The 26,021-nt window shown below is 36.7% G+C and carries 26 protein-coding genes and 2 pseudogenes; 4 read left to right on the forward strand and 24 right to left on the reverse strand.

The features are described 5' to 3' along the window. Positions 1-237: 237 nt before the first annotated feature. The 6 genes from CN326_RS15075 to CN326_RS15105 form a co-directional block, all read right to left on the reverse strand. Complete coding sequence (locus CN326_RS15075) at positions 238-660, reverse strand: SRPBCC family protein (RefSeq protein WP_098309826.1); 423 nt, start codon at positions 658-660, stop codon at positions 238-240. 25 nt (positions 661-685) lie between these two features. Continuing rightward, positions 686-1,153 carry an SRPBCC family protein gene (locus CN326_RS15080; protein WP_098309827.1) on the reverse strand — a complete coding sequence of 156 codons (468 nt, stop codon included), beginning with the start codon at positions 1,151-1,153 and terminating at the stop codon, positions 686-688. A gap of 241 nt (positions 1,154-1,394) precedes the next feature. Further along, positions 1,395-1,874 (reverse strand): SRPBCC family protein, encoded by a 480-nt coding sequence (locus CN326_RS15085; RefSeq protein ID WP_098309828.1) that lies wholly within the window; start codon positions 1,872-1,874, stop codon positions 1,395-1,397. 3 nt (positions 1,875-1,877) lie between these two features. Beyond that, positions 1,878-2,201 carry an ArsR/SmtB family transcription factor gene (locus tag CN326_RS15090; protein ID WP_098309829.1) on the reverse strand — a complete coding sequence of 108 codons (324 nt, stop codon included), beginning with the start codon at positions 2,199-2,201 and terminating at the stop codon, positions 1,878-1,880. A gap of 711 nt (positions 2,202-2,912) precedes the next feature. Continuing rightward, entirely contained in the window at positions 2,913-3,800 is an 888-nt protein-coding gene (bla, locus tag CN326_RS15100; protein WP_098309863.1) for a class A beta-lactamase, read from the reverse strand. Positions 3,801-4,113: 313 nt separating this feature from the next. Then, positions 4,114-4,506 carry a hypothetical protein gene (locus tag CN326_RS15105; protein ID WP_098309831.1) on the reverse strand — a complete coding sequence of 131 codons (393 nt, stop codon included), beginning with the start codon at positions 4,504-4,506 and terminating at the stop codon, positions 4,114-4,116. Between the two features lie 413 nt (positions 4,507-4,919). On the opposite strand from CN326_RS15105, the gene CN326_RS15110 reads away from it, so the two are divergent. Next, positions 4,920-5,600, forward strand: a complete 681-nt coding sequence (locus CN326_RS15110; protein ID WP_098309832.1) for a YjjG family noncanonical pyrimidine nucleotidase — start codon at positions 4,920-4,922, stop codon at positions 5,598-5,600. 246 nt (positions 5,601-5,846) lie between these two features. Here CN326_RS15110 and CN326_RS15115 read toward each other — a convergent pair whose 3' ends face one another. From CN326_RS15115 to CN326_RS15180, 12 genes and pseudogenes are all read right to left on the reverse strand, one after another. Further along, positions 5,847-6,209, reverse strand: coding sequence for a hypothetical protein (locus CN326_RS15115; RefSeq protein ID WP_176524641.1), 363 nt, complete (start codon positions 6,207-6,209; stop codon positions 5,847-5,849). 318 nt (positions 6,210-6,527) lie between these two features. Then, positions 6,528-6,998 carry a nucleoside deaminase gene (locus CN326_RS15125; RefSeq protein ID WP_098309834.1) on the reverse strand — a complete coding sequence of 157 codons (471 nt, stop codon included), beginning with the start codon at positions 6,996-6,998 and terminating at the stop codon, positions 6,528-6,530. A gap of 111 nt (positions 6,999-7,109) precedes the next feature. Beyond that, positions 7,110-7,589, reverse strand: a complete 480-nt coding sequence (locus CN326_RS15130; RefSeq protein ID WP_098309835.1) for a (2Fe-2S)-binding protein — start codon at positions 7,587-7,589, stop codon at positions 7,110-7,112. Further along, positions 7,580-9,835, reverse strand: a complete 2,256-nt coding sequence (gene pucD, locus CN326_RS15135; protein ID WP_098309836.1) for a xanthine dehydrogenase subunit D — start codon at positions 9,833-9,835, stop codon at positions 7,580-7,582. Before pucD ends, CN326_RS15130 begins: the two co-directional genes overlap by 10 nt. 12 nt (positions 9,836-9,847) lie before the next feature. Further along, a complete protein-coding gene (locus CN326_RS15140; RefSeq protein WP_176524643.1) occupies positions 9,848-10,699 on the reverse strand; it encodes an FAD binding domain-containing protein in 852 nt (283 codons plus the stop codon). Positions 10,700-11,021: 322 nt separating this feature from the next. Then, positions 11,022-13,334, reverse strand: coding sequence for a M20/M25/M40 family metallo-hydrolase (locus tag CN326_RS15145; protein ID WP_255258136.1), 2,313 nt, complete (start codon positions 13,332-13,334; stop codon positions 11,022-11,024). Positions 13,335-13,403: 69 nt separating this feature from the next. Next, positions 13,404-13,583 (reverse strand): hypothetical protein, encoded by a 180-nt coding sequence (locus tag CN326_RS15150; RefSeq protein WP_098309839.1) that lies wholly within the window; start codon positions 13,581-13,583, stop codon positions 13,404-13,406. Between the two features lie 579 nt (positions 13,584-14,162). Further along, a complete protein-coding gene (locus CN326_RS15160) occupies positions 14,163-15,194 on the reverse strand; it encodes a S66 family peptidase (protein ID WP_098309840.1) in 1,032 nt (343 codons plus the stop codon). A 326-nt stretch (positions 15,195-15,520) separates the two neighbouring features. Then, positions 15,521-16,015, reverse strand: a complete 495-nt coding sequence (locus CN326_RS15165; protein WP_098309841.1) for a DinB family protein — start codon at positions 16,013-16,015, stop codon at positions 15,521-15,523. Positions 16,016-16,414: 399 nt separating this feature from the next. After that, a complete protein-coding gene (locus CN326_RS15170; RefSeq protein ID WP_098309842.1) occupies positions 16,415-17,461 on the reverse strand; it encodes an SDR family oxidoreductase in 1,047 nt (348 codons plus the stop codon). A 271-nt stretch (positions 17,462-17,732) separates the two neighbouring features. Further along, positions 17,733-18,113 (reverse strand): DUF6262 family protein, encoded by a 381-nt coding sequence (locus tag CN326_RS15175; protein ID WP_098309843.1) that lies wholly within the window; start codon positions 18,111-18,113, stop codon positions 17,733-17,735. Further along, positions 18,106-18,426 (reverse strand): annotated as a pseudogene (locus CN326_RS15180) (tyrosine-type recombinase/integrase); the annotation flags it as partial. The gene CN326_RS15175 and the pseudogene CN326_RS15180, both read right to left, overlap by 8 nt. Before the next feature lie 569 nt (positions 18,427-18,995). Here CN326_RS15180 and CN326_RS25430 point away from each other — a divergent pair. Both CN326_RS25430 and CN326_RS15185 read left to right on the forward strand, forming a co-directional pair. Continuing rightward, entirely contained in the window at positions 18,996-19,241 is a 246-nt protein-coding gene (locus CN326_RS25430; protein ID WP_369680117.1) for a Rossmann-fold NAD(P)-binding domain-containing protein, read from the forward strand. 9 nt (positions 19,242-19,250) lie between these two features. Beyond that, positions 19,251-19,814: a sugar nucleotide-binding protein gene (locus CN326_RS15185; protein WP_369680118.1), complete on the forward strand. Its 564-nt coding sequence runs from the start codon at positions 19,251-19,253 to the stop codon at positions 19,812-19,814. Positions 19,815-20,116: 302 nt separating this feature from the next. Here CN326_RS15185 and CN326_RS15190 read toward each other — a convergent pair whose 3' ends face one another. Continuing rightward, positions 20,117-21,460 (reverse strand): aminotransferase-like domain-containing protein, encoded by a 1,344-nt coding sequence (locus CN326_RS15190; protein ID WP_098309844.1) that lies wholly within the window; start codon positions 21,458-21,460, stop codon positions 20,117-20,119. Positions 21,461-21,585: 125 nt separating this feature from the next. Here CN326_RS15190 and CN326_RS15195 point away from each other — a divergent pair, with 125 nt between their 5' ends. Beyond that, positions 21,586-22,518, forward strand: coding sequence for a DMT family transporter (locus tag CN326_RS15195; protein WP_098309845.1), 933 nt, complete (start codon positions 21,586-21,588; stop codon positions 22,516-22,518). 207 nt (positions 22,519-22,725) lie between these two features. On the opposite strand, the gene CN326_RS15200 is transcribed toward CN326_RS15195, so the two are convergent. The 5 genes and pseudogenes from CN326_RS15200 to CN326_RS15220 all read right to left on the reverse strand — a co-directional run bounded on the left by CN326_RS15200 (position 22,726) and on the right by CN326_RS15220 (position 26,002). Continuing rightward, entirely contained in the window at positions 22,726-22,941 is a 216-nt protein-coding gene (locus tag CN326_RS15200; protein WP_098309846.1) for an alpha/beta-type small acid-soluble spore protein, read from the reverse strand. A gap of 542 nt (positions 22,942-23,483) precedes the next feature. Beyond that, positions 23,484-24,572: a class III poly(R)-hydroxyalkanoic acid synthase subunit PhaC gene (gene phaC, locus CN326_RS15210; RefSeq protein ID WP_098309848.1), complete on the reverse strand. Its 1,089-nt coding sequence runs from the start codon at positions 24,570-24,572 to the stop codon at positions 23,484-23,486. Positions 24,573-24,639: 67 nt separating this feature from the next. Then, the gene (locus CN326_RS15215; RefSeq protein WP_098309849.1) at positions 24,640-25,059 is read right to left on the reverse strand and encodes a hypothetical protein; all 420 of its coding nucleotides are present in this window, start codon (positions 25,057-25,059) and stop codon (positions 24,640-24,642) included. Between the two features lie 70 nt (positions 25,060-25,129). Next, positions 25,130-25,219: pseudogene (locus tag CN326_RS25585) on the reverse strand (hypothetical protein); the annotation flags it as partial. Beyond that, the gene (locus tag CN326_RS15220; protein WP_098309850.1) at positions 25,220-26,002 is read right to left on the reverse strand and encodes an SDR family NAD(P)-dependent oxidoreductase; all 783 of its coding nucleotides are present in this window, start codon (positions 26,000-26,002) and stop codon (positions 25,220-25,222) included. Between the last annotated feature and the right edge of the window lie 19 nt (positions 26,003-26,021).

Consider the following 26,021-nt stretch of genomic DNA (forward strand, 5'->3'; position numbering starts at 1 on the left):
GAATTTAAGAGAAGTAGGTTGTCCAGTTGAAAATGTACCTTATCTTTTTTTATATTTTTTAGGCGCAATCCTTATTAGAAGATTGCGCCCGTTTGTTAAAGATCGATTAACTTATTTTAGCTGGTTATTTATTTCAGAACATTTAAGAAGCATCTTTATAAGGTATAACGTCAGGAACTTCCGAATTTATTATATTAAAACTTTTTTCAAAAAAGATCCAAAAGATTAATCATATAGTTATTTAACTAATGCTGCTCTCAAATTAACACCATATTCCAAATATCCCTTTAAACAGGTCAACATATAAACCCAACCCTCTTTATTATCAATCAATTGACTTATTAACTCATTATCATTTTCTTTAAAACCTTCTTCGTTAACTTCAATAATTGTACTCGAGCTATCCAATTCTTTTAGCGTAATTGTAACAATATGTCCTTCCGCCCATTGATACACAATTCTTTTATTTATCTCGACTTCCATTATTTCTATATCTACTTGAGCATCGTATTCATCATATCTCAATGTAACCCTCTTGCCTTGTTCCCATCTTTCGGAACTCGATGAGAACCAAAAATTCCTGATTTTTGAAGGATCTACGAATGCTTCAAATACTTCATTAGTTGACTTTAAGATTTTCAATTTTGTAAGGTTGTTCATGCTAAATCAGCTCTTCTTCTGTTTATTAACGATCCATCATCTTATTGTCTAGGTTCTCAAGTACAAACGGCCAAGCATGTTCGGCTTGATTCCTTGATTCCTCATCTGGAAACCCTGCTTGAGTAAGATGTAGCTTTGTGCCATGTTCGTGAGGTTCAAGCTTAACTGTGACAACTGTTTCAGCTCCTTTTGTTCCTTCAGCGCCCGTAACCCATGTCAATTCTACGAGATGGTCTTGCTCAAGTCTTAAAAATCGTCCGTAATGTGGATGACGCTGTGCCTCACTATGTACATCAAATTTGTAAATTGTCTCAAAGAAAAAGACTTCATTGACCTCTGGCTTCATTAGTACTGATCCAGGTGCTGCAAACCAGCGGTCAAACTGCTCTGTCCACCCTTTGAACAGAGCTTTGGGTGAAGAATTCATTAATCGTTCAACGGTTAAATGAAACGGTCTCGATGAGAGGTCGGGTATTGTAATCGGATTTTTCATTTAAACATATCTCCTTTCGGAAAATAGTGATGTTTAGTTTGTTACAACAATACTGTGATTGGTTTTAGTGTCAATAGGTTTCATGTTTTGAAAAAACTTTTAAATTGCTTAAAATAGCTGGCCAACTATTGTTTAGTCCTCAAACGTATCGTCTTTATTCACGATGTCCGCAGGTACCCTTTAATGGGAGACCGTTCTACAACACCTATGCTACACCCTCTTTAATTGAATATTAAATTCACTATAATTGTTGAATTATCCTTACATACTTCTCATGCCATTTTTCCCATTCACCTTTTGGAAAGTCCATATATTGACCGTCCAGTAATGTACTGAATATATCTAGACATACATGCCATCCAGCTAAATCTTTTGAAGTATGATCACTCAGAGTAGGAATATATTCTTTTAATACTAATAAACAACCATCATCTTTTGGAAATAATTCGAATCGAACCCAACCTTCTCCCCATTCATACTGCAAGTAGGACTGTTCTTTGAAATCTATAATCGAAATATCAATAGATTTCCCCGTCCCATCGTTCATATTGAACTTAATCATTCCGCCTTTTCGAAGGTCTACAACTTGTAAGTTTGGCATCCATTTTTCCAATTTCCCATTTTCAGTTAATGTGGCCCAAACCTTTTCAACTGAATGATGTAGTGGTCGATTATATGTGGCTACATATCCATCCTCAAACTTTTCTACAACTGCTAGCATACATTACTCCTCCTCATCTAATAATTGTTCTAGCATATCAAACTTGTCTGACCAGTACTTTCGATAAGGTTCTAACCAGTTATCAATTTCTGCAAGGGGCTCCGCATTCAAATGGTAAATATTTTTTTGGGAATCCTTAATGATTATCACTAGCCCAGCTTCCCTTAATTTTCGAAGGTGTTTAGAAACTCCTGGCTGGCTTAATTGTGTACACTCAACTAGTTCCCCAACAGACCTTGGTCGTTTTCTGATAAGATCTATAATTTTTCTACGGTTTTCCTCAGCTATTACTTCAAACAAACTTGTGGTGTATTTTTCCTCAGCCATATTTATCACATTCCTATACATTTTATAACCGCTTAGTTATATTACCGAACGGAAATAAATGAGTCAAATGAATTGATTATAATCCAATTGGATCGCACCAGTTATTCCACAATCTGGCCCAGTTTGCTTTATAAGAAAAAATCCTACATTATTAAAAATCCAAATATAAAACGAAGATTTTGTGCAAATGGCTCGGTTTCTTCATTTTGGGGGTGTATTTCTTTTTTAGCTTGATGGTTATGGGGCGATACCCCATCGCCAATTGGAAATATTTTCAGATGTGGCGGTTCATTCTCTGAATCGTTCACGTACCCCTATAAAAGAAAGGAAATATTACACCAGGTATTACCCGATACAGAGATCATTTCGAAGATCCGTTATATCAAAAAAGATGGCAGCACTTATTTTGATGCTGTTAAACATATTGATTTAGAAGGCATGGTTGCTAAATCAGTCATAACCCATAAAGTCCAAAAGTTTGTTTATCTCGAACCAAAGATACAGGCGAAAGTAAAAACACGAAATTGGACTCGCAAGGGATATTTACGAACGCCAACATTCGTCGATTTTTTCCTTTAAATGTTCTAGTTTCCAAAAACCATTCAGTTTCATAACGGCAACAAAAAAGAAGCAATTGGACATTGCTTCCTAAAATTAAAAAGTATCTAATGACTACGTGTATTTTTCCTTGTTTTGATACTCGCTCCTAATTCACTTGAAGGCATTAAGTGCGACCTTGGCAGCCTGTGCTATAAGTTCATTATTATAGGTAGCATTCTTAGTATCATGGGTGGATAGAATCGCGATAATGATGGGATCTCTATTCGGCGGCCAAACGATAGCAATGTCGTTTCGCGTTCCATAGTCTCCTGCTCCGGTTTTATCGCCTACCTCCCAGCCTTTAGGTACGGCCGCACGGATCAGTTCGTCTCCAGTAAGGTTCCCCCGCATCCAATCTGTAAGGATTGTACGCTTATCATTCGAGAGCACGTCATCGACCGTGAAAGCCTTCAGGTTGGTGGCAAGTGCTCTTGCTGTACTTGTATCACGGATGTCTCCTGGGATGGCACTGTTCAAATCAGTCTCGAAGCGATCAGCCTCGGTGACATTATCGCCGATCTGCCTCAGTGCTTTTTCGAATCCATTAGGGCCGCCCAGTTTCTGCAATAAAAGGTTCCCTGCGGTATTATCGCTGTAACGGATAGCAGCATCGCAGATTTCCCTAAGGGTCATCCCCGTATCCACGTGTTGCTCTGTGATCGGCGAATACGTGACCAGATCATCTTTGGTGTAGGTGATTACCTCGTCAAGTTTGTCAATCGAGTTTTGTTGCAGCACTGCCCCTGCAGCCAGAGCCTTAAAGGTGGATGTATAAGCAAAGCGTTCATCAGGTCGATAGGCTACCGTGCGATTTGTGCCAGTGTCGATAGCATAGACCCCGAGCCGAGCATCAAACTTTTTCTCAAGTTGTACGAACTTTCGGCTAGTCGCATGACTTGTACTTTTTGTTTGCTCTACTTTTTCTTTTGCTTCCGTCTGCTTTGATTCTCCAAAGAGGCTTAAGCTTACAAGACTTAAGCTTAATAGTCCAAAACACATCCGTTTTTTTAACAGCCTTACACCTTTCAAAATGATCAGTCCTCCCGTATCCTAGAGTATGTGATCTTGGTTCAAGAATTAAATGTAATTACAGCCTGATTCTATCATAATAAACACGGTAAAACAGTGCAATATGTTCACAATGTTTTTATTCGGTAATTCGGAATATTCACCAAACCATTCCACCTTAATAGTGATAGAGGGGGCAAGCTGCGATATACCGAATTCTTCTACCCTTTATTCACAAGTTAAAGCGTATCTGATGCCTTTTCACTCAAGAGCGAGATAAAACCGCAATCAACCTTTGTAACTTTCATTTCCCCTTTCTTACTAAATAGCTCAACAAAAAATACATCATGCTAATACATAAAATCATAAATTCATATATGCTTCCTAATGCTCCTATAGAAATAAAAAAGGTAACAAAAAGACAAATTCCAAGTACCAAACAGAATCCAAAGTAAACGACTCTCCATACATTCCGGTTTAACCAAAAAGAACCTGCTCCAGTTATTACGCCGACTATGAGAAGACCAATAAGAATGACTAAAGTAAGCCTATCAGTTGCTGATGAATCAATTTCGGAATGGAGCGCTTTCCCTAAGGAAGTACCAAGTAAATACAGAAAGCCATATCCTAACGTAACAATGATCGTTAATATCCCTAAGACAACCCCGATTGCTTTTGATAATCTGTATTTTTCCATCAACACACTCCCTATAGCGTAAATTTAGATTTAAATTTTAAGAAAGATAAACACCGTTCTTTTTATAAGGACGTACCCCAACCTATTTTTTATTATTTATTTTAATATTCATAGAGTCCTTTCCTTATGCAGAAATCATGTAGACAACTGTAGGGAGATAAAATTTTTGTTTTTTGGGGTACTTCAAAATATTAGCTTGATGGGCATGGGGTGATACTCCTAATACTACTTTCCGACATTGCAGTTTACTTTACATTTAGGTCACTATGTAACACAATAAAAATAATAAGCAAACTATACCTGTAAGGATTATTAATTTATCCCATTTACAATCTTGTATCTCAAAAAATAAGAATCACATCCCTGTCGATACCGACTTAATATTGGATAAGCAATGGATAAATGGAGGAGCTATGAAATACGAAATCATATTGTTCGATGTTGATGATACACCGTTCGACTTCAGTATATCAGAAAGAAAGGCACTACATAAAACTTTTGTAGAGTTTGGATTGCCTACGGGATTGGCGGATTATGAAGCTAAATATAAAGAGATTAGCAATGTATTGTGGAGAGATTTGGAACAAGGGCTTACTACTTTGCCAAAATTGGGAGTAGAGAGATTTAGGAGATTATTCCTTGCACATGAGCTTGAAATCAATGCAGATACGTTCAGCAATGTTTATCTTGAATATTTGGGACAGGAAGCGCATCTTATGCAAGGTGCTGTAGAATTATGTGACAATCTTACTGGTTGTCGGCTGGCCATTATAACAAATGGATTCACAAATGTGCAGACATCAAGAATTGGGAGCTCGTCTCTCTGTAATACGTTTGAGCATATCATTATTTCTGAAGAAGCTGGATTTCAGAAACCTAATAAAGGTATCTTCGATTATGCGTTTTCTAAGCTGCAAATTACAGATAAAGCTAAAGTGTTGATTGTAGGCGATTCTTTGACTTCCGATATTCATGGAGGCATAAATTACGGGATTGACACTTGCTGGTTCAATCCGCATCTTAAAGAAAACCATTTAGGAATTAAGCCGACTTATGAAATCCGTAAGCTAACGGATCTTATAGAGATAGTATAGTCGCTTAATTTTGATATAGAAAAATAAAAGCCTTACTACACTTTATATTATCAAGACCTAAATCGTAAAAAGTCATAAAAAATAAAGGGCGATACATATTAGTCATGTATAATATGTATCGCCCTTTTAATTGTTGTTCAACAATCGCGCCCTTTAATGGGATAACAAAAATAGGGCCACGGATACAAATAGGCTTATTATTTTCAACTAACGCACTCCGTTTGTTTAAGAAAAGAATGTCAAACATCACTTTCTAGCCATATATAATCTTACTTCTTGTGGAACAACTATTTTACCATTTTCACTTTCGATATAGTCTGCAACACTTTCTAAAATAGCTTGTTTCTTCTCATCGTTAATATCGTGAAAATCTGAGTAGGATTGAATTAATTTTAGATACTTTTCCGTAGTATATTCGTCATCCCATCGGTATATCTTAGTAACTGGCTTTTCAAATAAATTATTGATTTGTATTTGTGAGATGCGAAGGTTATGTAGGTCTTCAGCTTCCTCCGTGGTCATATAAGTATCAAGCTCAGGAGCATATTTTCGATAAATATTTCTTATTTGAATTAGCATTTCAGTTTTTGGCTCAATAATAGATGACATATGCCAGAAAATAGCTATTTTTTATGATTATTTTTATCGCAATCAAGAAATACAAAATGACATAATAGAAAAGCTGATGAAGCAAGTATTTACTGGAGGTCGTACAAGGTATAAGGATTTTCTCTATCATAACTGCAAGAGACAACTTTCAGTTATTAATGGTTGATACCAGTTATATGAGCTTGCCCATCCTTGAAAAACAAGGCTTCCTATTTAGCCAAATCGACTCCCTGCATGTCACCAAGCTTCGAGTAACTATTAAAGGGTGTTAGGCACCAGAAAAGGACATTTGTCCCTAACGGTGCCTGACACCCTTTATTAATATTCTGCCTTATTAATTGAGGTTTTCCAAATTTTGAATGGTATCATGTAATTTTCTGGCCGTACTTGTTTCATTGGTATCGCTCGCTCCTCGAATCGTAACGCAAGTTGTTCGTAAATAAACTGATCGTCAAATCCAATTCCAGCAGCTTCTGTTTTTGTACACGCATAATAGATTGATGTTAGTCTCGCCCAATAGATTGCTCCGAAACACATCGGGCAAGGCTCGCAGCTCGTATAAATCTCACAATCTGTCAATTGGTAACTATTTAATTCTTTACAGGCTGCGCGAATCGCCTGCATCTCAGCATGTGCGGTCGGATCGTTCGTTGCTGTCACTTCATTACGGCCAATTCCAATGATCTTGCCTTTTCGCACAATAATGGCTCCAAACGGGCCACCGTGTTCTGTCATAACATTTTCAAGAGCAATGTCTACTGCCATCTTCATAAATCTTTCTTCTCTCACAAACTCCCCCCTGTTCATAAAACATCCTTGCTGTCGCTCTTACGAAATATCTACTTTTCAACAAACGTCTACTCGAGGCGTACAAAATGAACGTTTTGTCCACGAACGGTATCAGGCACCGGAAATGGCATTGGAAATGGATTTTACTGCTCGAAGGATTCCCCCATATCCCGTGCAGCGGCATAAATTACCAGACAGTCCTTCTAGGATTTGTTCCTGGGTTGGGTGAGGATGTTTTTCTAACAATGCTTTTGTTGCTAAAATCATCCCAGGTGTACAATACCCACATTGAAAGCCGCCCTCTTCCATAAAAGCTTTCTGTATCGGATCGAGTTCTTCTTCACCGTCAAGTCCTTCTATCGTTACGATTTCAACATGATTTAATTGAAACGCCATCACTAAACAAGAGTTAACCATTTGCCCATTCATTAAGACAGTACATGCACCGCAGCGGCCGATCCCGCAGGAGATTTTGGTTCCAGTCATTTCAAGATCCTCGCGAAGAATATCGTTCAGACGGCGTAAAGGTGGGACCCCAAGATTTACCGATTGATCATTTACTTTAAACTGAACCTCAATGATTACGTCCAAATTCTCCCCTCCTTTTCCACTGCCTGTAAAATTTCCTCCCGTGAAACAGGAATTCGGTTACACCAATACCCAATCGCATCATGAATCGCTTTGGCAATCGCCGGGGCAACCGCTACTGTTCCAATTTCTCCAATCCCCTTTGGTCCGAATGTGTCTCCTGACTGGACAGTTTCAATGGCGTACACGTTCATATCGGGAGGAACATCGCAAATCGTCGGAATTAAATATGTGTCAAAATTCTCAGTTACGTACTTTCCTTTTTCCATTGGACAATCCTCCGTTAGCGTGTAACCAATGGACATCACCCCGCTTCCTTCAATTTGACCGAGATACCCCATTGGACTAACGACCGGGCCTGCAGCGATCGCTTGGTCCAAACCAAGAACAGTAACCTTCCCTGTTAATAGGTCAACTTCAACTTCAGCTGCAACAGCTGCAAAAGAATAAAGGTAGCGTCCTTTTTGCACGGTATCATTGGATTGTGGATAAGGGAATTCAACCGATACCTCGATAGGTTCATTTAATTGACCTGCTAAATTAACATAAGAGACGATCAACTTCGACTCCCTCCATATTCCACCTGGACCTAGACACAACTGCTGTTTTGGAAGTCCCGTCATTTGTGATGCACGCTGAAGAATTTGACTTTCAAAGGATTCTCTCATCTTCTCAATGGCTAACCAAATCATGGTTGTTGCCCTTGATGCCGTTGTCGAACCGGAATGTGGAACCTTCTCCGTGTCCCCGATTACAATATTGAGATCATCACTTCCACATTTAAAGGCTTTCATAAGTAAGGTCTCAATGACAGCCAATACCCCTTGACCCACCTCTTCTACACCAAAAGCTGCTTCAATTTTGCCATCCTTACTGATTGACATGCACCCTGCCCCTGGGTCCGGAATCCCGTGACCCAATCCTTGGCCGAGAATGGTTATCGCAATCCCTGCACCTCTCCTTTTCCATTTACCATTATCCGTTTTTTTCATCCGTAAAATGTTAGACTGTTTGATGGCATCCAAGACTTCTTTTGCTCCATCCGTTGGTGCAATGGTTTGATCAAGAGCACCTAATCCGTCTAATCTCTTAATATTTTTTTCTCTCAATTCAATAGGGTCCATCTTTAATTTTTCAGCTAACCGATCAAGCTGCCCTTCGAGTGCAAAAACAACTTGGTTGCTGCCAAACCCTCTAAATTCTCCTGATACACCGTTATTCGTATAAACAGATACGCCATCAATATTGATATTTGGAATCAAATAAGGTCCGACTGTATTTTCAACCGCACACTCTAATACTGCAAGGCCGAGTGTCGCATATGCTCCCGTATCAGCAATGATAGTAGCTTCATGCGCTAAAATATTTCCATCACGATCCACACCTGTTTTCATCTTAATCCGCATCGGGTGCCGCTTTATTCCTGACTGTATCGACTCCCTCCGATTTTGATGGATTTTTACAGGATAGCCCGTGTGAAGCGCGAGCAATGCCCCATATGACTGAACATTTAATTCATCTTTTCCTCCAAAGGAGCCGCCCATCGGACTTGAGACAACCCGTATTTTGGTTTCATCGAGATTTAAAATTCTCGAAAGCTGAAAGCGGTCGCAGTAGCCATGTTGCGTCCCCATGTAGACGATGATCCCGCCATCCTTATCAGGAACTACCACTCCTCCTTCCGTTTCCATATAAGCATGGATTTGCCTTGGAGTATCATACGTTTCTTCAATAATAAACTCGCAATTTTTAAAGCCTTCATCCAAATCTCCTTTTTTAAAGGATGAACGGTGGAGGATGTTTCCCTTTTCATGAATTTGAGGTGCTGACGGTAACAGCGATAGCTCTGGGTCATCGACTACCGGGAAAACTTCATACTCCACTTCAATTAACTTTAAGGCTTGTTCGGCTATCTCTTTGGATTCAGCGGCTACAGCCGCGACAGCATCACCTATAAACCGAACCTTATCATGGCATAGGACAGGCTGATCCGGGTCGAGAATACCAAACCCATTTAACCCAGGTATATCCTTATAGGTCAAAACCCCATGGACTCCCTTCAGTTTTTTCGCCTTTTCTGTATGAATGGCTATAATCCTTGCGTGTGGATAGTGGCTGCGCATAATCTTTCCAAATAACATAGTTGGAAACGTTAAATCAGTAAGATACTTTAAGGTGCCTGTTACTTTTTCTACTCCATCAGGTCTTACCCGCCAGTTTTCGCCTGATGATTCACGATTAAGATGCAAAGCACTCCCCCCTTAAGATAACGATTCGGTTAGACCGGCAATTAATAGATTAGCAGCAACTAATTTAAGATAGTGAGAGGAAGCAAAACGGTCTGTTAGCGGCTGGAATTCTTGGAGGATTTGTGCATGTGCTTTTTGCCATAACTCTTCATTTGGCACTTGATTTTGGAGCATGCTTTCACATGTTAGTAAACGGGAAGGAACGATGACTCCTCCACCAACCGCAAGTCGAACATATTCTATTTTATTTCGTTCATTCATTGCGAGTGTACCGGCAACCGTCAAAAGGGAAGGTGTAAAGGCTTCACGCCGGCCAATTTTTTTATAAAAGGTTTTAGTTTTTGGGGATTTTGGTAAATGAATTTCCGTTACAATTTTGGCTGAGGAATTCTTTAAAAAATTGCCTGCCTCATCGGTTATATAGTCGGATCCATCAAACCAAGTAATAGTTGCACCCAACACCAGCAGGGCTGGAATGATATCTCCAAAGCCGCATGCGATATTCCCGCCTATCGTACCTTGATTTCGTACCGCTGGAGATGCGACATTTCGAGCGGCCTCTGCTAAAATCGGCCAGTACTTCTGGATATCAGGGCGGCTGCGGCAGGCTGCTAAGGTGGTGAATGTACCAATACTTAAGGTTTGGTCAGCTGACAGCTGAACCTTATTTAATGCATCGATTTTTCCAAGATGAATGATATGATTGGGAAGCTTCTCCCCCGATTCCCAGCGAAGCTGAATCCATGTTCCTCCAGCTATAAAAATGGCCTCTTGGCCAAGTTCTTGTTTTAATTTCCATGCTTCTTCAATCTGTTTTGGAATCCAAATCTTTGGTGAAAAAGTGATCTTAGTGTTCCCGTCCAACTTGAAATCACCTCTTCCAGACATTTTCCTATAACATAAAATATTAACCAAGTTTAAAAAAAAGAACAACTTACTTTCTGGGAATCTTCATTTTCTAGTTAATAGCAAGAACAAAATCGCTAACGCGACTTAAATCACGTCCCAAGTGAAGATTATTCACTTGGGTCTATTGTTCAAGTTTTACCATTTAAATGGCATTCATTATTTAATTTCCATTCAAATACCTCCCGATGTTTTACAAGCAGTCAATCGTATTAAAAGGCCGACATATACTAGTTTGGAGAATCAAACATTGTATATGTCGGCCTTTATTTAATGGTCATTAATGTTTAATCTTTTTCATGATGTATGAATTATCCCCATAGGTACTGTATTTTGACGACCGTTCCCCTTTTGATTCTGGAATGCTGTAAGAACGATCGGCTATCATCCACTCTATAGAATCCTTAGCATTTACGGTTACCTTTACATGTAACTCTTCCGCTTGACCTAGAACGTAATTGAATTCAAATGGCGATTCCTTTGTGAATTCTTTTTGCTTCAACTCCACTTCTTTTCCATTGATGATCAGTTGAGATACATTCATCGTTGAAAAAGACTCCATTAACAATTCTTCAGCATTGCGATTCGTTTTCAATTGGTATTCTATTGTCCGCTTGGCACCTTCAACCTTATCAGATAATACCGTCACACTAGGTGCTTCCATACTATATAAATCAGCCTGGGCATAACTTGCATCCCAGTTTAAAATAGGAAAAAATTCTGACGTATGGCCTTTCTTCACATTTTCATTAATATAATTCGATGTATATTCATCTAATGGCTGACGGGCCGCCCAATATGCTTTGTTTGAATCTGCATCCATAAAATAAGCAATATCGCTTGCTTGTGGATGTTCTGCTGTCGGCATGTTATTTAGGTTGATACTGTTAGTGATCATGACCAATAATCCTGTAACTAAGAAGATGGATGGTATCACCCAATTGAATTTTATTTTTAAGGTGGTGAAAATAGATACCAGCATGGCACCTAAAAGAGAAACAAGGACCATGAGCACACCAGCCATATGCATGGATATGAGTCCTTCAAAGAGATAAATAACTGGTGATAGAATAAGAAATGCCGGGATGGCAAAACCAGCTGTAACAAGATAACTCTTCCATGAATGCTCATCTAAACGAATCAAAATATTGACGCAGATTAGAGCAAATAATAGCGGCCATGCAAACACATAACTGCCTGCTGGGAGCAGAAAACTGGAGGCAGTTAAAAGGGTTAGCCAAAGAAATAAGGCACCCATCATTAAGCTAATGGTTTTGATTTTTTTATGGGCCAACCCATAAAGGATCGTCAAGAAAGCAAAGATAATAATGGAAAAACTGATGAGGTAAAGGGTACCAACCGTCTTATCGGTTCCCATTAACCATTCTTGATCTGTAAAAATAAAGGTGAGTACGGACCATAATCCTGATCCGATGGCAAAAGACCCGATGATGCCAATAATGAAAACAAGAAAACCTGCAAATGTTCCAAGAAGGGATAGTTTCTTAAGCCAATATCCATGTACGGCCGTAACGGCAAAAAGAATAACTGCCAACAGCATAATCGGAATGACAAGTTTGTCTGAGTAGGTAATCATGTTGGAACCCAAAATGTTAAAGAAAACTTGATTCCCTTCATGAGTTTGAGTGAGATCGACGTTTCCAAAATGGGTGACAAGATGTAACATATATTCGCCGTGATGCTGGAGACTTTCTAAACTTAGCTCTTGAAAGTTATCGCTGGTTGTATGATAATGATCAACCCCTTCACCAAAGGCAAAGTTTAATCCTTTAAGACCGGCTTCTTTAAACACGCTGAAATCAGTATCATTTGGCATTTGCTTATATAAACTATAAAGGAAGGAATGAGCGACAGGTGTAGAAGCGTTCTGAGTAAACTCCTTAACTAGCCAGCTATTGTTATCACTTGTTTCAAACATAAAAGAGGGACCTTCGTTTCCCCGTGCCTCAAAGTTTAATACTAATCCGACATCATTTACCCAAGGATGTCCCTCTACAAATGCTTTTGCTCCAAGTAATCCATTTTCTTCTCCGTCAGTTAAGAGTATAATGACATCGTTTTGAAGAGGTGCCATTTCCTTGAAGGCCCTTACTGTTTCTAAGATGGCAGCCACTCCGGAGCCATCATCGGCTGCACCTGCTGATCCTGGTACAGAATCATAATGTGCAACGAGCATAATCGCTTTTGTAGAGTTCGTTCCTTCTATTTTGGCAACAATGTTTTCCACCGTGCCGCCTACTATCCATCTGCCGACACTATTTAAAGAATTGGCTTTTTGGATTTCAGGATTTAATCCTAACTCTTCTAAACTGTGAACAAAATAGTCTCGAACTCTGTCATGTTCTACCGATCCAAGAGGATGTGGTTTTACAGCAAACTCTTTTAAATGGGAGAGTGCTCTCTCTGCAGAAAACTCATTTGCTGAACCAGTAGCTGGTACAACCTTTGGTGGCTGAAGTTGTAATAAACTCACAAATATAGTTCCAATAAGAATAGCCACAACAGCAATGAACATAAGTGCATTTATTTTCGTGTCTTCACGAGCTTGTAGCTTCGTTTGGGTAGATGGCACTGGTTCCAATTAAATTTCCTCCTTAAAGTTGAGAAAAATTTTTTCTAGCGAAGTATAAAGTGTAAACAATCAACCAGGGACGATTTTAGATAAAGCAAGCAAATTCAAGTTTTGGCAGCTTCCTTTTTTCATGACTGCCGTATTTCCGTTATTATTCTTGGTAGTATAAGATTGAATTTTGTTCTTTTGGAATAAGCGTGGTGGTTTGTTCTGTTCTTTGCCTTGCTCTTGGTTTGTTGATACCTGCATTATATAGTCTCTATATTTATAATGAGATGATGAAATAAAATATACCTAGTTAAGTATCTTATTTAAGCAATCGGGAGCAATTCTCTAATATGAATTGTGCCTTTTCTTTTGGTATAGGGCGCTTTAATGGAGGAAAGATCACAAAAATGATCATACTTTTTTATGAAAGATAAATAGTCAATCTCAAAAGTGGAATCCATTTTGATCAATCTTTTTTCAAAATAGATTCTTTTTCTTTATCGTAAAATATGGGTTTGTGAGGTATTTTTAATCAAACTTTATTTCAAAGCTACATCATAGTAGACATGTATTTAAAGAATGATTTAAAAATGACTAACGATTCAAAGTCGTTAGCCATCATCTTCTGCAATCGCGCCCTTTAATGGAATAACTAAGATATGGCCTCAGCCTTAATCTTCTTCCACTAACGCACCCTATTGTGGAAGATTAAAATTTTATAAGGTCTATCGCTTCTATACCTAACGCATCGTAATAGAAGATACTCTTATTACAGTCATTCAAAAAGTATAAGGACAAATTAAGCAAATAATATTGATTTATCACTTTACCTTTTTTAAATTATTCCACTCCACTTTCTAAAATCGTGAAAGTCTTCTTATCACAATTAATTTCTGCCATTGCTCCATATGGCAAAATAAATTTCGGTTCGGTATGACCAAAATTCAAGTTATAAAGAATCGGCAAATCCTCCAAATTAAATTCCTTCATAACTTTTTGAATTTCTTCTTTATACTCATCGTAATACTTTTCGTCTAGCGGTTTACCAAAAATGATTCCATTCACTTTTTGTAGAATGCCTTGTACAGCATAATTTCGCAACCAATACTTAATAAAATTTGGTTCCGGCTTTTCTTCAGATGTTTCAAAGAATAGAATACTATCGTTCCAATATTTCTTATCAGGCCAAAGTTCTGTTCCTTTCGCACACTCTAGTACTTCAATACAACCACCAATCAAATGTCCTTGTGCTACACCTGAGCCTTGAAGTACCTCGTAACCTAAATTTTTCTGCATTGTCCGTCGTCGGTTCTTATTCTCTTCTATCCATTCTAAATACTCACTTGTCCATTCTTTAGCCGGTTGAATTTCACCAATAATTTCATTTGAAAAGAGCGTTCGATTCACCATTTCAATCGTATATGGATCCATTTCAACGTTTTCAGCAAAATCGGTTAAAATTGCTGGACCGTAAAAAGAAGAAATTTCTGCTTTATGACAAAATAAATGTGAAACTGTCACATCAGAGTAACCCATAAAAATTTTCGGGTTTTCACGTATAACATCAAAATCAATATAAGGAAGTAAGCGAATACTATCTTCTCCACCAATATTTGCAAAGATTCCTTTAATACTTTCATCCTTAAATGCCGTCATCAAATCTGCAGCACGAGCTTGAGGATTTTTATAAAGATAGTCTTCTCCTTTCAAACTATTCGGCATTGGGATAACTTTCAGTCCAAAAACTTCTTCTAATCTCTTTACACCTTGTTCATATCGCCATCTAAGTTCTGGATCACCTGCTCCTCCCCAAGAAGGACTTACTGTTGCAACACGATCTCCCGGTTGCAATTTCTTTGGCTTTATTAACACATTAACTCCCACCCTTATATAATTCGATTAGCTACGAATATACAATCCACATAGTTGAAGAACATAGCACATGACTTTAATTTTTATAACAACAAATTTACCTGCTGTTATTCAAGAATCTGGCCCAATAAAAGAAGACGCCTTCTTACTTAAGAATGGCGCCCTTTAATTGAATAACTAAAATCTGACCTCACTCATAATATCACTTAAGGCTTATTAAACTAACGCATGCGTTAGTTCTATATCAAAAAAGGAATTTCACAATAGTAAAATCCCTTAATAAAGCCCCCCTATAATGGAATAACTGTAAAGCTAATGAAGCTTTTTTAAAAGCTGCGTTTCCCTGCCCAAGCTCCTTGCATTTTACTAAGGAATACAATTTGCCCAATATGATATGCGTCGTGCATTGCTAAACTCTTCAGTTCAAGCACTAATGAATTATCTTCTCCTGGGATCTGTCTATACAAATCTTCATGTTCTGATTTTGCTAGTATTTTTTCAAGTTCACGATGAACATAAAAGTATTCTTGTTTTGTTTCCTTCCAATTTTCTAACGTCTCAGTTGGTAATCGAAATGTAGATTCATTATTTTCTGCCTGTGGTTCATTCGCTGTTTCACCAAGAAATCGCATCAGAAATCTCTTTTCATAGAAAAGTAAATGACAAACTAATTCCCAAATGGAATTCATTGCCCCATCAGCTGGTTTCCAAATTGCCTGTTCAAAAGTGATATCCTCTAGCACTTTTTCAAGTGGTGGAAACCAGTCTTCTTCATCTAAGCAGCTTGCCCATTGCTGTAACAAAAGTGTTGTTACATCCATTTTCTATTCCCTCCAATTTAATCCCTTTACTAGATAATCCCGTTGGTCAAAATTCATTTGCGGCTTGTTGTAGAGAGGTCACTAATTAAGTTGTCATGCCAATTCCTTTAACTTCTTTCTTGATAAAAGTAATTTTTTTCTTCCAGCATAACTACACAATTAATTAATTTATATAATTCCTTTTAAGATAAAAAAATCCTTTAGTTATTCAACTATCCTGCCAGTTAGCTTAAGTACATTTTTTCACAATCTCTTATAAACTTTAACATAGATATCCAATTTTCTTAAAAGGTGTTGTTCAACAATCTGGCCCGATTGATGAACAATATTATTTAGAATAATCAATTATTTAGGATATAATTTTCCTTGAATTAGATGGGTATGGGGGTTATAACCCCATCACAATGTCTCCTTTTTCTCTTTTTGGAACCAAGCCTCTAGCAGCTCTTGCTCTCTTTCTCGTGATATCCCTGTTTTTCGTTCTGTATCCTGTCTCGCTTTCTCCCATTGATACACATCATAAACAGTATCTTCAAGAGGTCGGAAGGAAAGTCCAGCGTTAACAGCTTTTTCTATACTGATGAAAAAAGATCCTTTCCACGGTTCTGTTTCTCCTTCTAACGGGAAGTGTTCAGGAATCCATAAAGGCATTTCCGTCCACGGCTTTACTTTGTGCTCCAATATAAACTGTTCTTCTGCCCACACAAATTCGGTATCGCTGTTTGTGACAGCTTTACAGGTGTTTAATAGCTCTTTCATAGTCAATTCATAATTCGGACCTGTTACATTAAACGTGCCTTTTTTTCTGTTTTCTGCCATATTGAACACCCATGTTGCTATATCTTTTACGTCAATCAATTGAACAGGGCGATCTGAACGTCCCGGCACCAATACTTTTCCACCTTGTGCCACACGCTGAACCCAGTACGGAAGCCGATCCGTATAGTCAAACGGTCCGACAAGCAGCCCCGCTCTTATATGCAAAACACGCCCTGGCCAATGCTTTTCTGCTTCTGCTTCACAAAGTACTTTCAACGCGCCGTAATACTCATAGGGAGAAATTTTCCCCTCCTCAACGTCTTTCAACTTATCATCCGGCGGCATGGATTGTAAATGATAGTTTTCCGTAATATTGGGGGGAATCCAATCCTTATAAAGAGAGATGCTTGAGATATATGTATAATGTTCGATGTTATCCCCAAGTACAGTCGCAATTTTTTTGATTTGATGCGGAGCAAATCCGCAGGTATCCATTACAACATCCCATTTCCGGTTTTCTAGAAGTGAGACATCACCGTCTCTATCACCAATTAGCTGCTCAACCTCAGGAAACATCTCTTTATTGGTACCGCGATTAAATAATGTAATTTCGTGACCTCTTTTCAATGCTTCTTTTACAAAAGCTTTTCCTAAAAAACGAGTACCTCCTAATATAAGGACCTTCATAGTTTTCCCCCATTCACTTTATTAGAGTGTAAAAATACCTTTCATTTTACATAACGGTTTTCCTTCTTAAAAAGATACGGAGAGTATAAAAAATGTATTCCCTTTTATTAAAGGAAGGCGTCCAATTGTTCAAGATTAAACAGACTACCCTATCTAATATTCGAAAGATATAACAGATACATTTCTCCCAAACTCCGATGATCTCCTTTTTTCTTCTTATTCAAGAATATGGCCCGATAGTTGAAGAAGGAGAACAACGTTCTCCTATTGACTATAACTTTTTATAAATATCTGCGTAAGCTACTTTCAGTTGTTCTCTTAATTTCTTGTTTTCATCTTCTAATTTCTTATTTTTCCTTTTTAGGGAAGCAATCAGGGCATCCTTGTTACTTTCATTCATTTCTGGCTTTACTTGTTTCGGGGTAGGTACTTGTGATTGTTGATTTCTTAGAGTTTCAATTCTTGAACGGAAATCCTTGTTGTTGTAGAGTGTTGCTTTCGATACACCAGCTTCTTTAGAAACACTATTGAAGTTTATAGTCTCATTGGCTTTTATGAGCCTTTTTATTGCTTCATCTACTCTCTGATAGGTATTTGCTTTTCGTTTGGCATGAATCGCTTTCAAATGTTCAGAACGGTCATATTCAGCCATTTTTAACACCTAACTTTCTTTTCATCCGATCTTGTCTACCAAAGATAACATTTCCTTCTTGGAGGGTATTTAAAATGTTTTGATAACGTTTTAAATTCTTTTGATTCTTCCCCGCAATATCTTCCCGACCTCGTTGTTTCGCTATTTCAATTGCCTTTGTGGTTGTTTTAACGTGAAGTTCATACTTTTGTTTATCTAACTCTGAAAAACCTACCGCTAAGTCTCTACATGGGGTTTGGTTATCACCACAAGTTAGACAAGGTTGGGCTTCCATATGAGGACAATTTCCGTTCAAACGAGCGTGACACGTTCCATCTAAAACAAACGTACATTCCTTTTTGTTGTATACATATTAAACTATATTTTCAATGTCTAAATAACAAATCTAATATGCATAAGAAAAGAGGATATATGCTCATATATTGAACATAATATCCTCTTATTAATTTAGTCTATTTAACTTTATATGTAGCAAGGCTTTTTTATTTGGATTTCCTTAACATTGTAAATGCTACAAATCTGTTTCCTTAATGAACATGTCGGTTTGAAATAAAGTTGTACTGGTTATAAGAAAGTCGTACCGTTTATAAAAAAAGATGTACTGTTTGTAAAAAAGTTTGATTAAAAATCCTGCTTGAAATGCAGGATTTTTCTTGTTCAACAATCAGGCCATTTTGTTGAATAAGAATTCTGAACAAAATTGAATATTTATGTTAAAAAACTAGTATGAGATTGTGAAAGAAATGTACTTAACTAACGTTGCAGGAATATTGAATATCAGAGAGAATTTTTAGGTGGAAGAAGTGGTTTACATCGTGAGTGGAAGAGAATAATATTTGTTCGTTTTAAATATAAAATAATTTGTTTGGAGGGGAATTTGTAATGCAAAAGATACTCATTCTGGGTGCAAGTGGTCTTGTAGGAAGAGCTTTAATAGATGAATTTACTGATGAATTTGACCTATATGGAACGTATTTTTCTTCGTTAACTACCCTCCCTAATGATAAGCAATTCCAATTAGAAGTTCAGCAACTCGATAAACTGAAAGAAATTATAAGGACAATTAAACCCAACATAGTGATTTCTTGCCTCAGAGGGGATTTTGATCAACAGCTCCTGTTTCATTAAGAATTAGCTATGGAATTACAAAATAAAAGTAGCCGTGTTTATTATTTTTCTACCACAAATGTATTTGATGGAGATATTTCAAGACCCCACACAGAAATAGATATACCTATTGCCGAATCAGATTATGGGAAGTTCAAAATTGAATGTGAAAACATGCTAAAAGAAACTTTGAATGAGCGAGTGATAATTATCCGAATCCCAGCAATATGGGGTAAGGATTCACCAAGATGGAATTTAATCAATGAAAGCATAAAAAATAATAAAGTGATAGATGTGTACAGCAATCTCGTATGTAACAATCTTTTGGATGTTCTGTTAGCAAAACAATTACGATTTATTATTGAAAATGATTTAAAGGGAATATTTCACTTAGGTTCAGTGGATACGATGACTCAGAGCCAATTTTTTGAACAAATTATAAGTAAACTCGCAAGTGAAAAGAAAATATTACGATATCGTTTATATCAGGATAAAGTCGACACTTGTTACTTTAGATTAAATTCAAATCGTGATGATATCCCAAGCTCACTACAAAGTAAGAATCAAGATATTATTTCTTACTTGCTGGAATAAATGGGAAGTATGATATTGAGCTAACGTATGCTAAATTCGATAAATACGATCCAGCTTCAACAGCTTTTGATCTTCAACGAAAGTAGCTAGAAGCTAATTAATTATTCAATTAAAGGGCGCGATTGTGGAGTAACATAGGCAGAAAATAATCAAACTTTTTTATAAAATGAAAAGTTCATTTAAAATGTAAAAGAAACCATTTTGATCAATCTTTTTTCAAAATGGATTCCTTTTTGTTTGTTGCAAAATACACGTTCTATTAATATGTTTAACCAAACTTTATTTCAAAACAACAGAACAATCTATATACGTTTCATTTCATCGATAATCTTACATATCCCCTCTTCAATCATTTCTTCCTTTACGTTTGATACGTTTAATTTCAATATTCTTTCTCTCGGAATAAAAGATAAATAATTTTTATCAATCGAATCTAGTAATACATTATTTTTTAGTAGCTTTCGAATAAGTGGCTGAACGATAACTTTCTTAACTAGCGTAATGTGTGTATGGACACATGGAAAATGTGCGTCGTGGTATTGAAACAACTCGTTGTTCGTACTACTCCATTCTTTCAAAGAAGCGGCTAACCTCTCGGATCTTTCATAATAGGAAACGCGAATTTTTTGTTTATGTCGATCAAACATCCCGCTTTTTATGTAAACTTCTAAGGCTGCTTGGGAAATCATAGAACTATCAATATCTAGTAATTTTTTATATGTAAAGAAAATTTCCGTTAAACAATTAGGTATGACAGCAACACCAACTCGGAGTCCAGGAAAAATAATTTTGGAGTAACTCTTCAAATAAATAACATGAGAGGAATCATCATAACTGTACATCGGATCCGCTTTAGCATCTCTTTCTAAATCTGCTAAATAATCATCTTCCACGATAAACACATCATATTTCTTCGCTAAACGGACAATAGCCTCCTTTTCTTTCTTAGAATACGATGTACCTAACGGATTATGAAACCGCGGCATTGTATAAAAAAATTTAATATCTTCTGTTTGGAATATACGTTCTAATTCGTTTAAATTTATCCCTTCCACTGTTCGTTCAATTCCCCTAACAGGGATGTTGTGCGTTTCTAAATACTCGATAAATAAATGATAACTCGGTTGTTCAATTAAAATCGTGTTCTTTTTATTTGGAAACGGAATAGAAGTTAACAAAGATAGTGCTTGCTGTACGCCAGATGTAATAAAAATATTCTCTTCATTCGTAAACACTTGATAGTTTGTTAATTGCCTTTGAACAACCTGAATTAACGAAGGCAACCCTTTCGGAGTCCCATATATAAATAGATCATTTTTGTATGTATCAATTGCTTTATTAATGCAATGCTGAAAATCTAAATATGGAAAAACATCTGGATCAGGTGCAGATGTTGCAAAATCTATTACACTACTATGGCTTGCATGATCTTCGTTCGTTTTTTTCACAACATAGTATCCGCTTTTCAAAACGGAGTATATCATATGTCTTTTTTCTAACTCTTGGAGTGCACGAATAATTGTACTTTTCGTGCATTGATAACGCGTACTTAAAGATCGAATAGAAGGTAATTTATCACCTTCTTTTAATTCTCCATTTTGAATTAACTTTTCTAAATCATTAAAAACGATTAAATATTTATACACGCTTACACCTCTATATATTTTTGTACCGGTACAGATGGTATTTATTTGTATTGTAGCATCCACAAGAAAATATTACCATTTACGTATACTGGCCAGTAAGAAAATTCATTACATGAGGTGTAAATATGACACAAATAAAAAAGGCATACGCCGCAGCTGTTCTTTATACATTCATAATTGGTTTTTCATTTATGTTTGTAAAGTTAACTCTTACAGTCACGGGGCCACTTGATACGTTAGCTCATCGATTTACCGTTTCTTTTCTTATCGCATCTATTCCAGTAATATTCGGTTTTATCAAATTAAATATTACATTTAAAAACATGCTTACTATTTTACCAATAGCAATTCTATATCCAGCTTTATTCTTCACTTTTCAAGCATTTGGATTAGTGTATACATCGTCTTCTGAAGCAGGCATTATTCAAGCTACTATTCCTATCTTCACAATGGTATGTGCCTCTTACTTTTTAAAAGAACGAACAACAATTTGGCAAAAGCTCTCACTTCTTTTATCTGTATCTGGTGTCATCTATATTTTTGTTATGAAAGGATTCGGTTCTCATACTACTAGTTTTACCGGCGTTATACTCATTCTCTTATCAGCATTATCATCAGCTGGTTATAATATCCTAGCACGAAAAATGACAAAACAATTCCGATTAATCGATGTAACGTATATGATGACCGCAATTGGTTTTGTTTTCTTTAATACACTGTCTATCGGAAATCATATTGCTGCTGGAACTATGAACCTATATTTTCAGCCCTTTACAAGCCCATTATTTCTAGTTTCAATCTTATATTTAGGAATCCTTTCCTCATTATTAACAGCATTTCTATCAAATTACGCTTTATCCATTATGGAAGCATCAAAGATGAGTGTATTCAGCAATGTATCAACTTTAATTACGATGTTCGCTGGTGCAATCTTCTTACAAGAAGATCTTGCATATTACCATATCATCGGGGCAGTCATGATTATTCTCGGTGTATTAGGTACAAACTTTTTAGATGAAAAATTCATGTTAGCGAAGAAGAAAAATGTTAGTTTGTAAAAGAAAAAGCCTGTTTTGAATATCATCAAAACAGGCTTTTAACTACTTTATTGATAAAAATGGATTTCAAAAACATTATAACGTTACAATAATTACTTAATTATGGATTTCAATAAAGTAGAACATAGGGAGGGGACTTTAAAATCTTAACTTAATATGTGTACGGCTATCTCCCCTAAAATAATAAAAGAGAAAGCAAACGTCATTTTAGTGAATTCTATATTGTCCAGCTAGCTGTTCTTCGCCCATTCGTACTAAGCGTTTTGTAATTTCTCCCCCAACTGTTCCGTTTGCGCGTGCTGTTGTATTTGGACCGAGTGTGATCCCGAATTCACGTGCAATTTCATATTTCATTTGCTCAATCGCGCTCTTTGCGCTTGTTATAAGAATTTCATTAGTATGATTATGTTCTTGAATATTCATCTTTAGCACCTCCATTTTATTGGTAAATAATGTGCTCATATTCTAGATGAATATGCATATCCACAAAAAAATTATAAAACCTGCACTTTATGTGAATTTGTATTTTTTAAAACTAATTAACCAGATTTTTTAGAGGGCGATTTTGATAAAGAATCCATGAATTGTTTTTTAGTAAAATGGTAAGTTCGGTGAGTATAATAAACTTTTGCAGTAGCAAGATTATTACAAAGGGAACACTTAATTTGAAACGAAGCTTTGCTAACATGGGGAGTTTCTAAAAATAGTAATGTTTCTTTCATATGTGTAGTACAAACCCACATAATTTCACCCCTTCATTAATATTTTACAGTAACAGTTACTCTCAAAGTGAAAAATGAAAAAATCTTTACTTTGTGGAGTGCACTTTCTTCTTAAGATTATCTGTCCTAAATAAAACGCTTTCATTATAATTTATAGACTAAATTCTTCATTAAAAGAATTTAGCTTTTCACAACTTCTTCAAGTTGAGAATACAGACCATCTTATTCGAACATTATTCATTATTAGCTGGACCGTTCTTCCAACCAGTCACCAATCGTTGGATAAGTTATTTTTGAAGCTTTACTTCCAAAAGCAATAGATGTATGCCCAACAGGTAAATTTATATATTGTTTATCTCTACTTGATATGTGATTCATCAATGCTTCTACTTGATGTGGTTGAGCAATAATATCGATTTCACCTGATAAGTTGAGCACATTAGCAGTGATTGCCTCAAGTTTAACCTGACGACCACGAATAAACAGTTCCCCTTTAATCAGTTTGTTTTTTTGATAAAAATCGCTAATCCACTGATGATAGGCTTCACCAGGAAATGGAATGCCGTCGTTTAACCATTTTTGCAAAAGCTTAAAGCTTTTTACGAATTTTTCATCTTCAGCACGATCAAAAAGACTAACATATGGCCCATAAAAGTTTGCCATCGGTTTGAGTAATTTGTTTCCAATGTCAATCATTTCAGGTGGAATATTACCGAGTGTTTCGACAACTTTATCAATATCAAAATACCGCTCATCTAGCATAGCACCGTATAGACCAGTTTCTTCAAAATCAAAAGGAGTTGTCAAAAAAACAAGGTTACGAATTGGTAATTCAGGGTGAAGCGCCGCAAATATTGATGTTATAGTACCACCCATGCAGTAACCAAGTATGGATACCTCATCAGCATTCGATTTTCGCAATATTTTACGAACTGCACGTGGGATGTAATCCATAATATAATCATCTAATTTCATATTTTTATCTTCACGGCCAGGTGTCCCCCAGTCAAGGAGATAGACATCAAAATTACGATTAACTAAATATTCTACTAAACTGCTACCCTTTGTTAAATCCATAATATATGGTTTATTAATCAGTGCATAAATCAACAAAATTGGAATTTTATGTTTTTTTGGTTGATCAGAAATATATCGATAGAGCTTCGTTTTATTCCTAGTCCAAATAACTTCCTTCGGTGTTGGACCTACTTTTGGCTCGGCATCTAATGTTAACACTTGAGTTGCACTTTTTACACGTCTATACATCTGTTGATACTCTTCAGGTATCATTTCGATAAACTTTTCGTATTCTTTTGTCATAAGAACACTCATGACTTCACCCCTTACAAAATTAATTTATTAATAATAGACTTATGGATTTGCTTTTTCTGTATCACTTTTATACAGTACCTTTTGTACTCATATCTGTTGGTGATTTTAATAAGATTATGATTTGATTCAGTTTCGTATCAAGGCTTTTCATATCCTTTTTTAAATTTGCCATTTCACGTTGCAATTCCGCTGAATCTCCTTGATTATCCTGAGTTTCTTGTATAAATTCTTCTAAATCATCAACCTTTGCATCTATATTGACAATCTGAGAGGAAATATGTGCAAGGTCATCTCGTGTTGGTAGATTAACAAATTCATAAAAACGTTCTGTTGTGTCATTCATCATTTTTTTGAATTGAAGATTCATCTCCAACATCTGTCCTATCCCTTGAGCAGGAAACTCTTTAGTCACTTGCTCATCCCAAAAGTTGCTATACCGGGAGTAATTATCTTTCCAAATTTGATAAAAGTTAAAGTTTTGGGCCACCTTTTCTCCTCCTATTACCTGAATAATTTATTAGTTGTCATATATTTATAAAGATATTCCCTTGATTCTGTTAAGAGTTTACAAGTACTTTTTTGAATTCTTCCGTTAGAAGTGGAACCACCTAAAATAAATCACCAACAATACCATAGTCTGTTATTTTTTACACTTTTTGCTCAAGAAGTTTTCGGGTATAGATGGTTACCCATTTCCTTGGCAGCAGTCCCACAGATTTAGCCATGAATTTATTTTTAAAGCCCGGGATGATTACCCTTTTATTCTTCATTAACCCTTCAAATCCGCACTTGGCAACCATTTGCGGATCCAACATGTTCTTATTGAACACTTTCGTGCCTGCTCCGGCGAATTGCTGCGTGAGCGGTGTTTTGGTAAAGCCGGGACATAATACGGAAACTTGAACCCCGGTTCCTTTCAGTTCTTCCGCAATCGCTTCCGAAAAGGATAAGACGTACGATTTGCTTGCTCCATACATCGACATCCGTGGAACTGGCTGAAAGGCCGCTAGTGAAGCCACGTTTAAAATTTTTCCTTGCTTTCGTTTCACCATGTCATCCGTAAAAAGTCTAGTTAAATACGTAAGCGAGATCATATTGAGCTGCAGATATTCCATTTCTTTCTGAATATCCATTTCCGTCATGAGCCCGAACCCGCCAGCTCCAGCATTATTAATCAAAATATCGATGTCAATTCCCTCGTTTTTCAAATGGCGATGCAAGCTCTCTACCGTTGTAAAGCTGCTCAAATCGCCGGCAAAAGTATTTATTTGTATGCCATAATCCTTTTTAAAATTCTCGGCTTGTTGTTCCAGCAACGTTGCGTCTCTGGCCACTAAAACCAAGTTATAACTATGGCTTGCGAAAATTTTAGCAAATTCCAAACCGATTCCTTTTGTAGCACCTGTAATTAAAACAGTTTCTGTTGACATCTGTCTCCTCCCCATGTAT

The sequence above is a fragment of the Bacillus sp. AFS018417 genome, assembly GCF_002560985.1.
GTDB lineage: Bacteria > Bacillota > Bacilli > Bacillales > Bacillaceae_G > Bacillus_A > Bacillus_A rhizoplanae.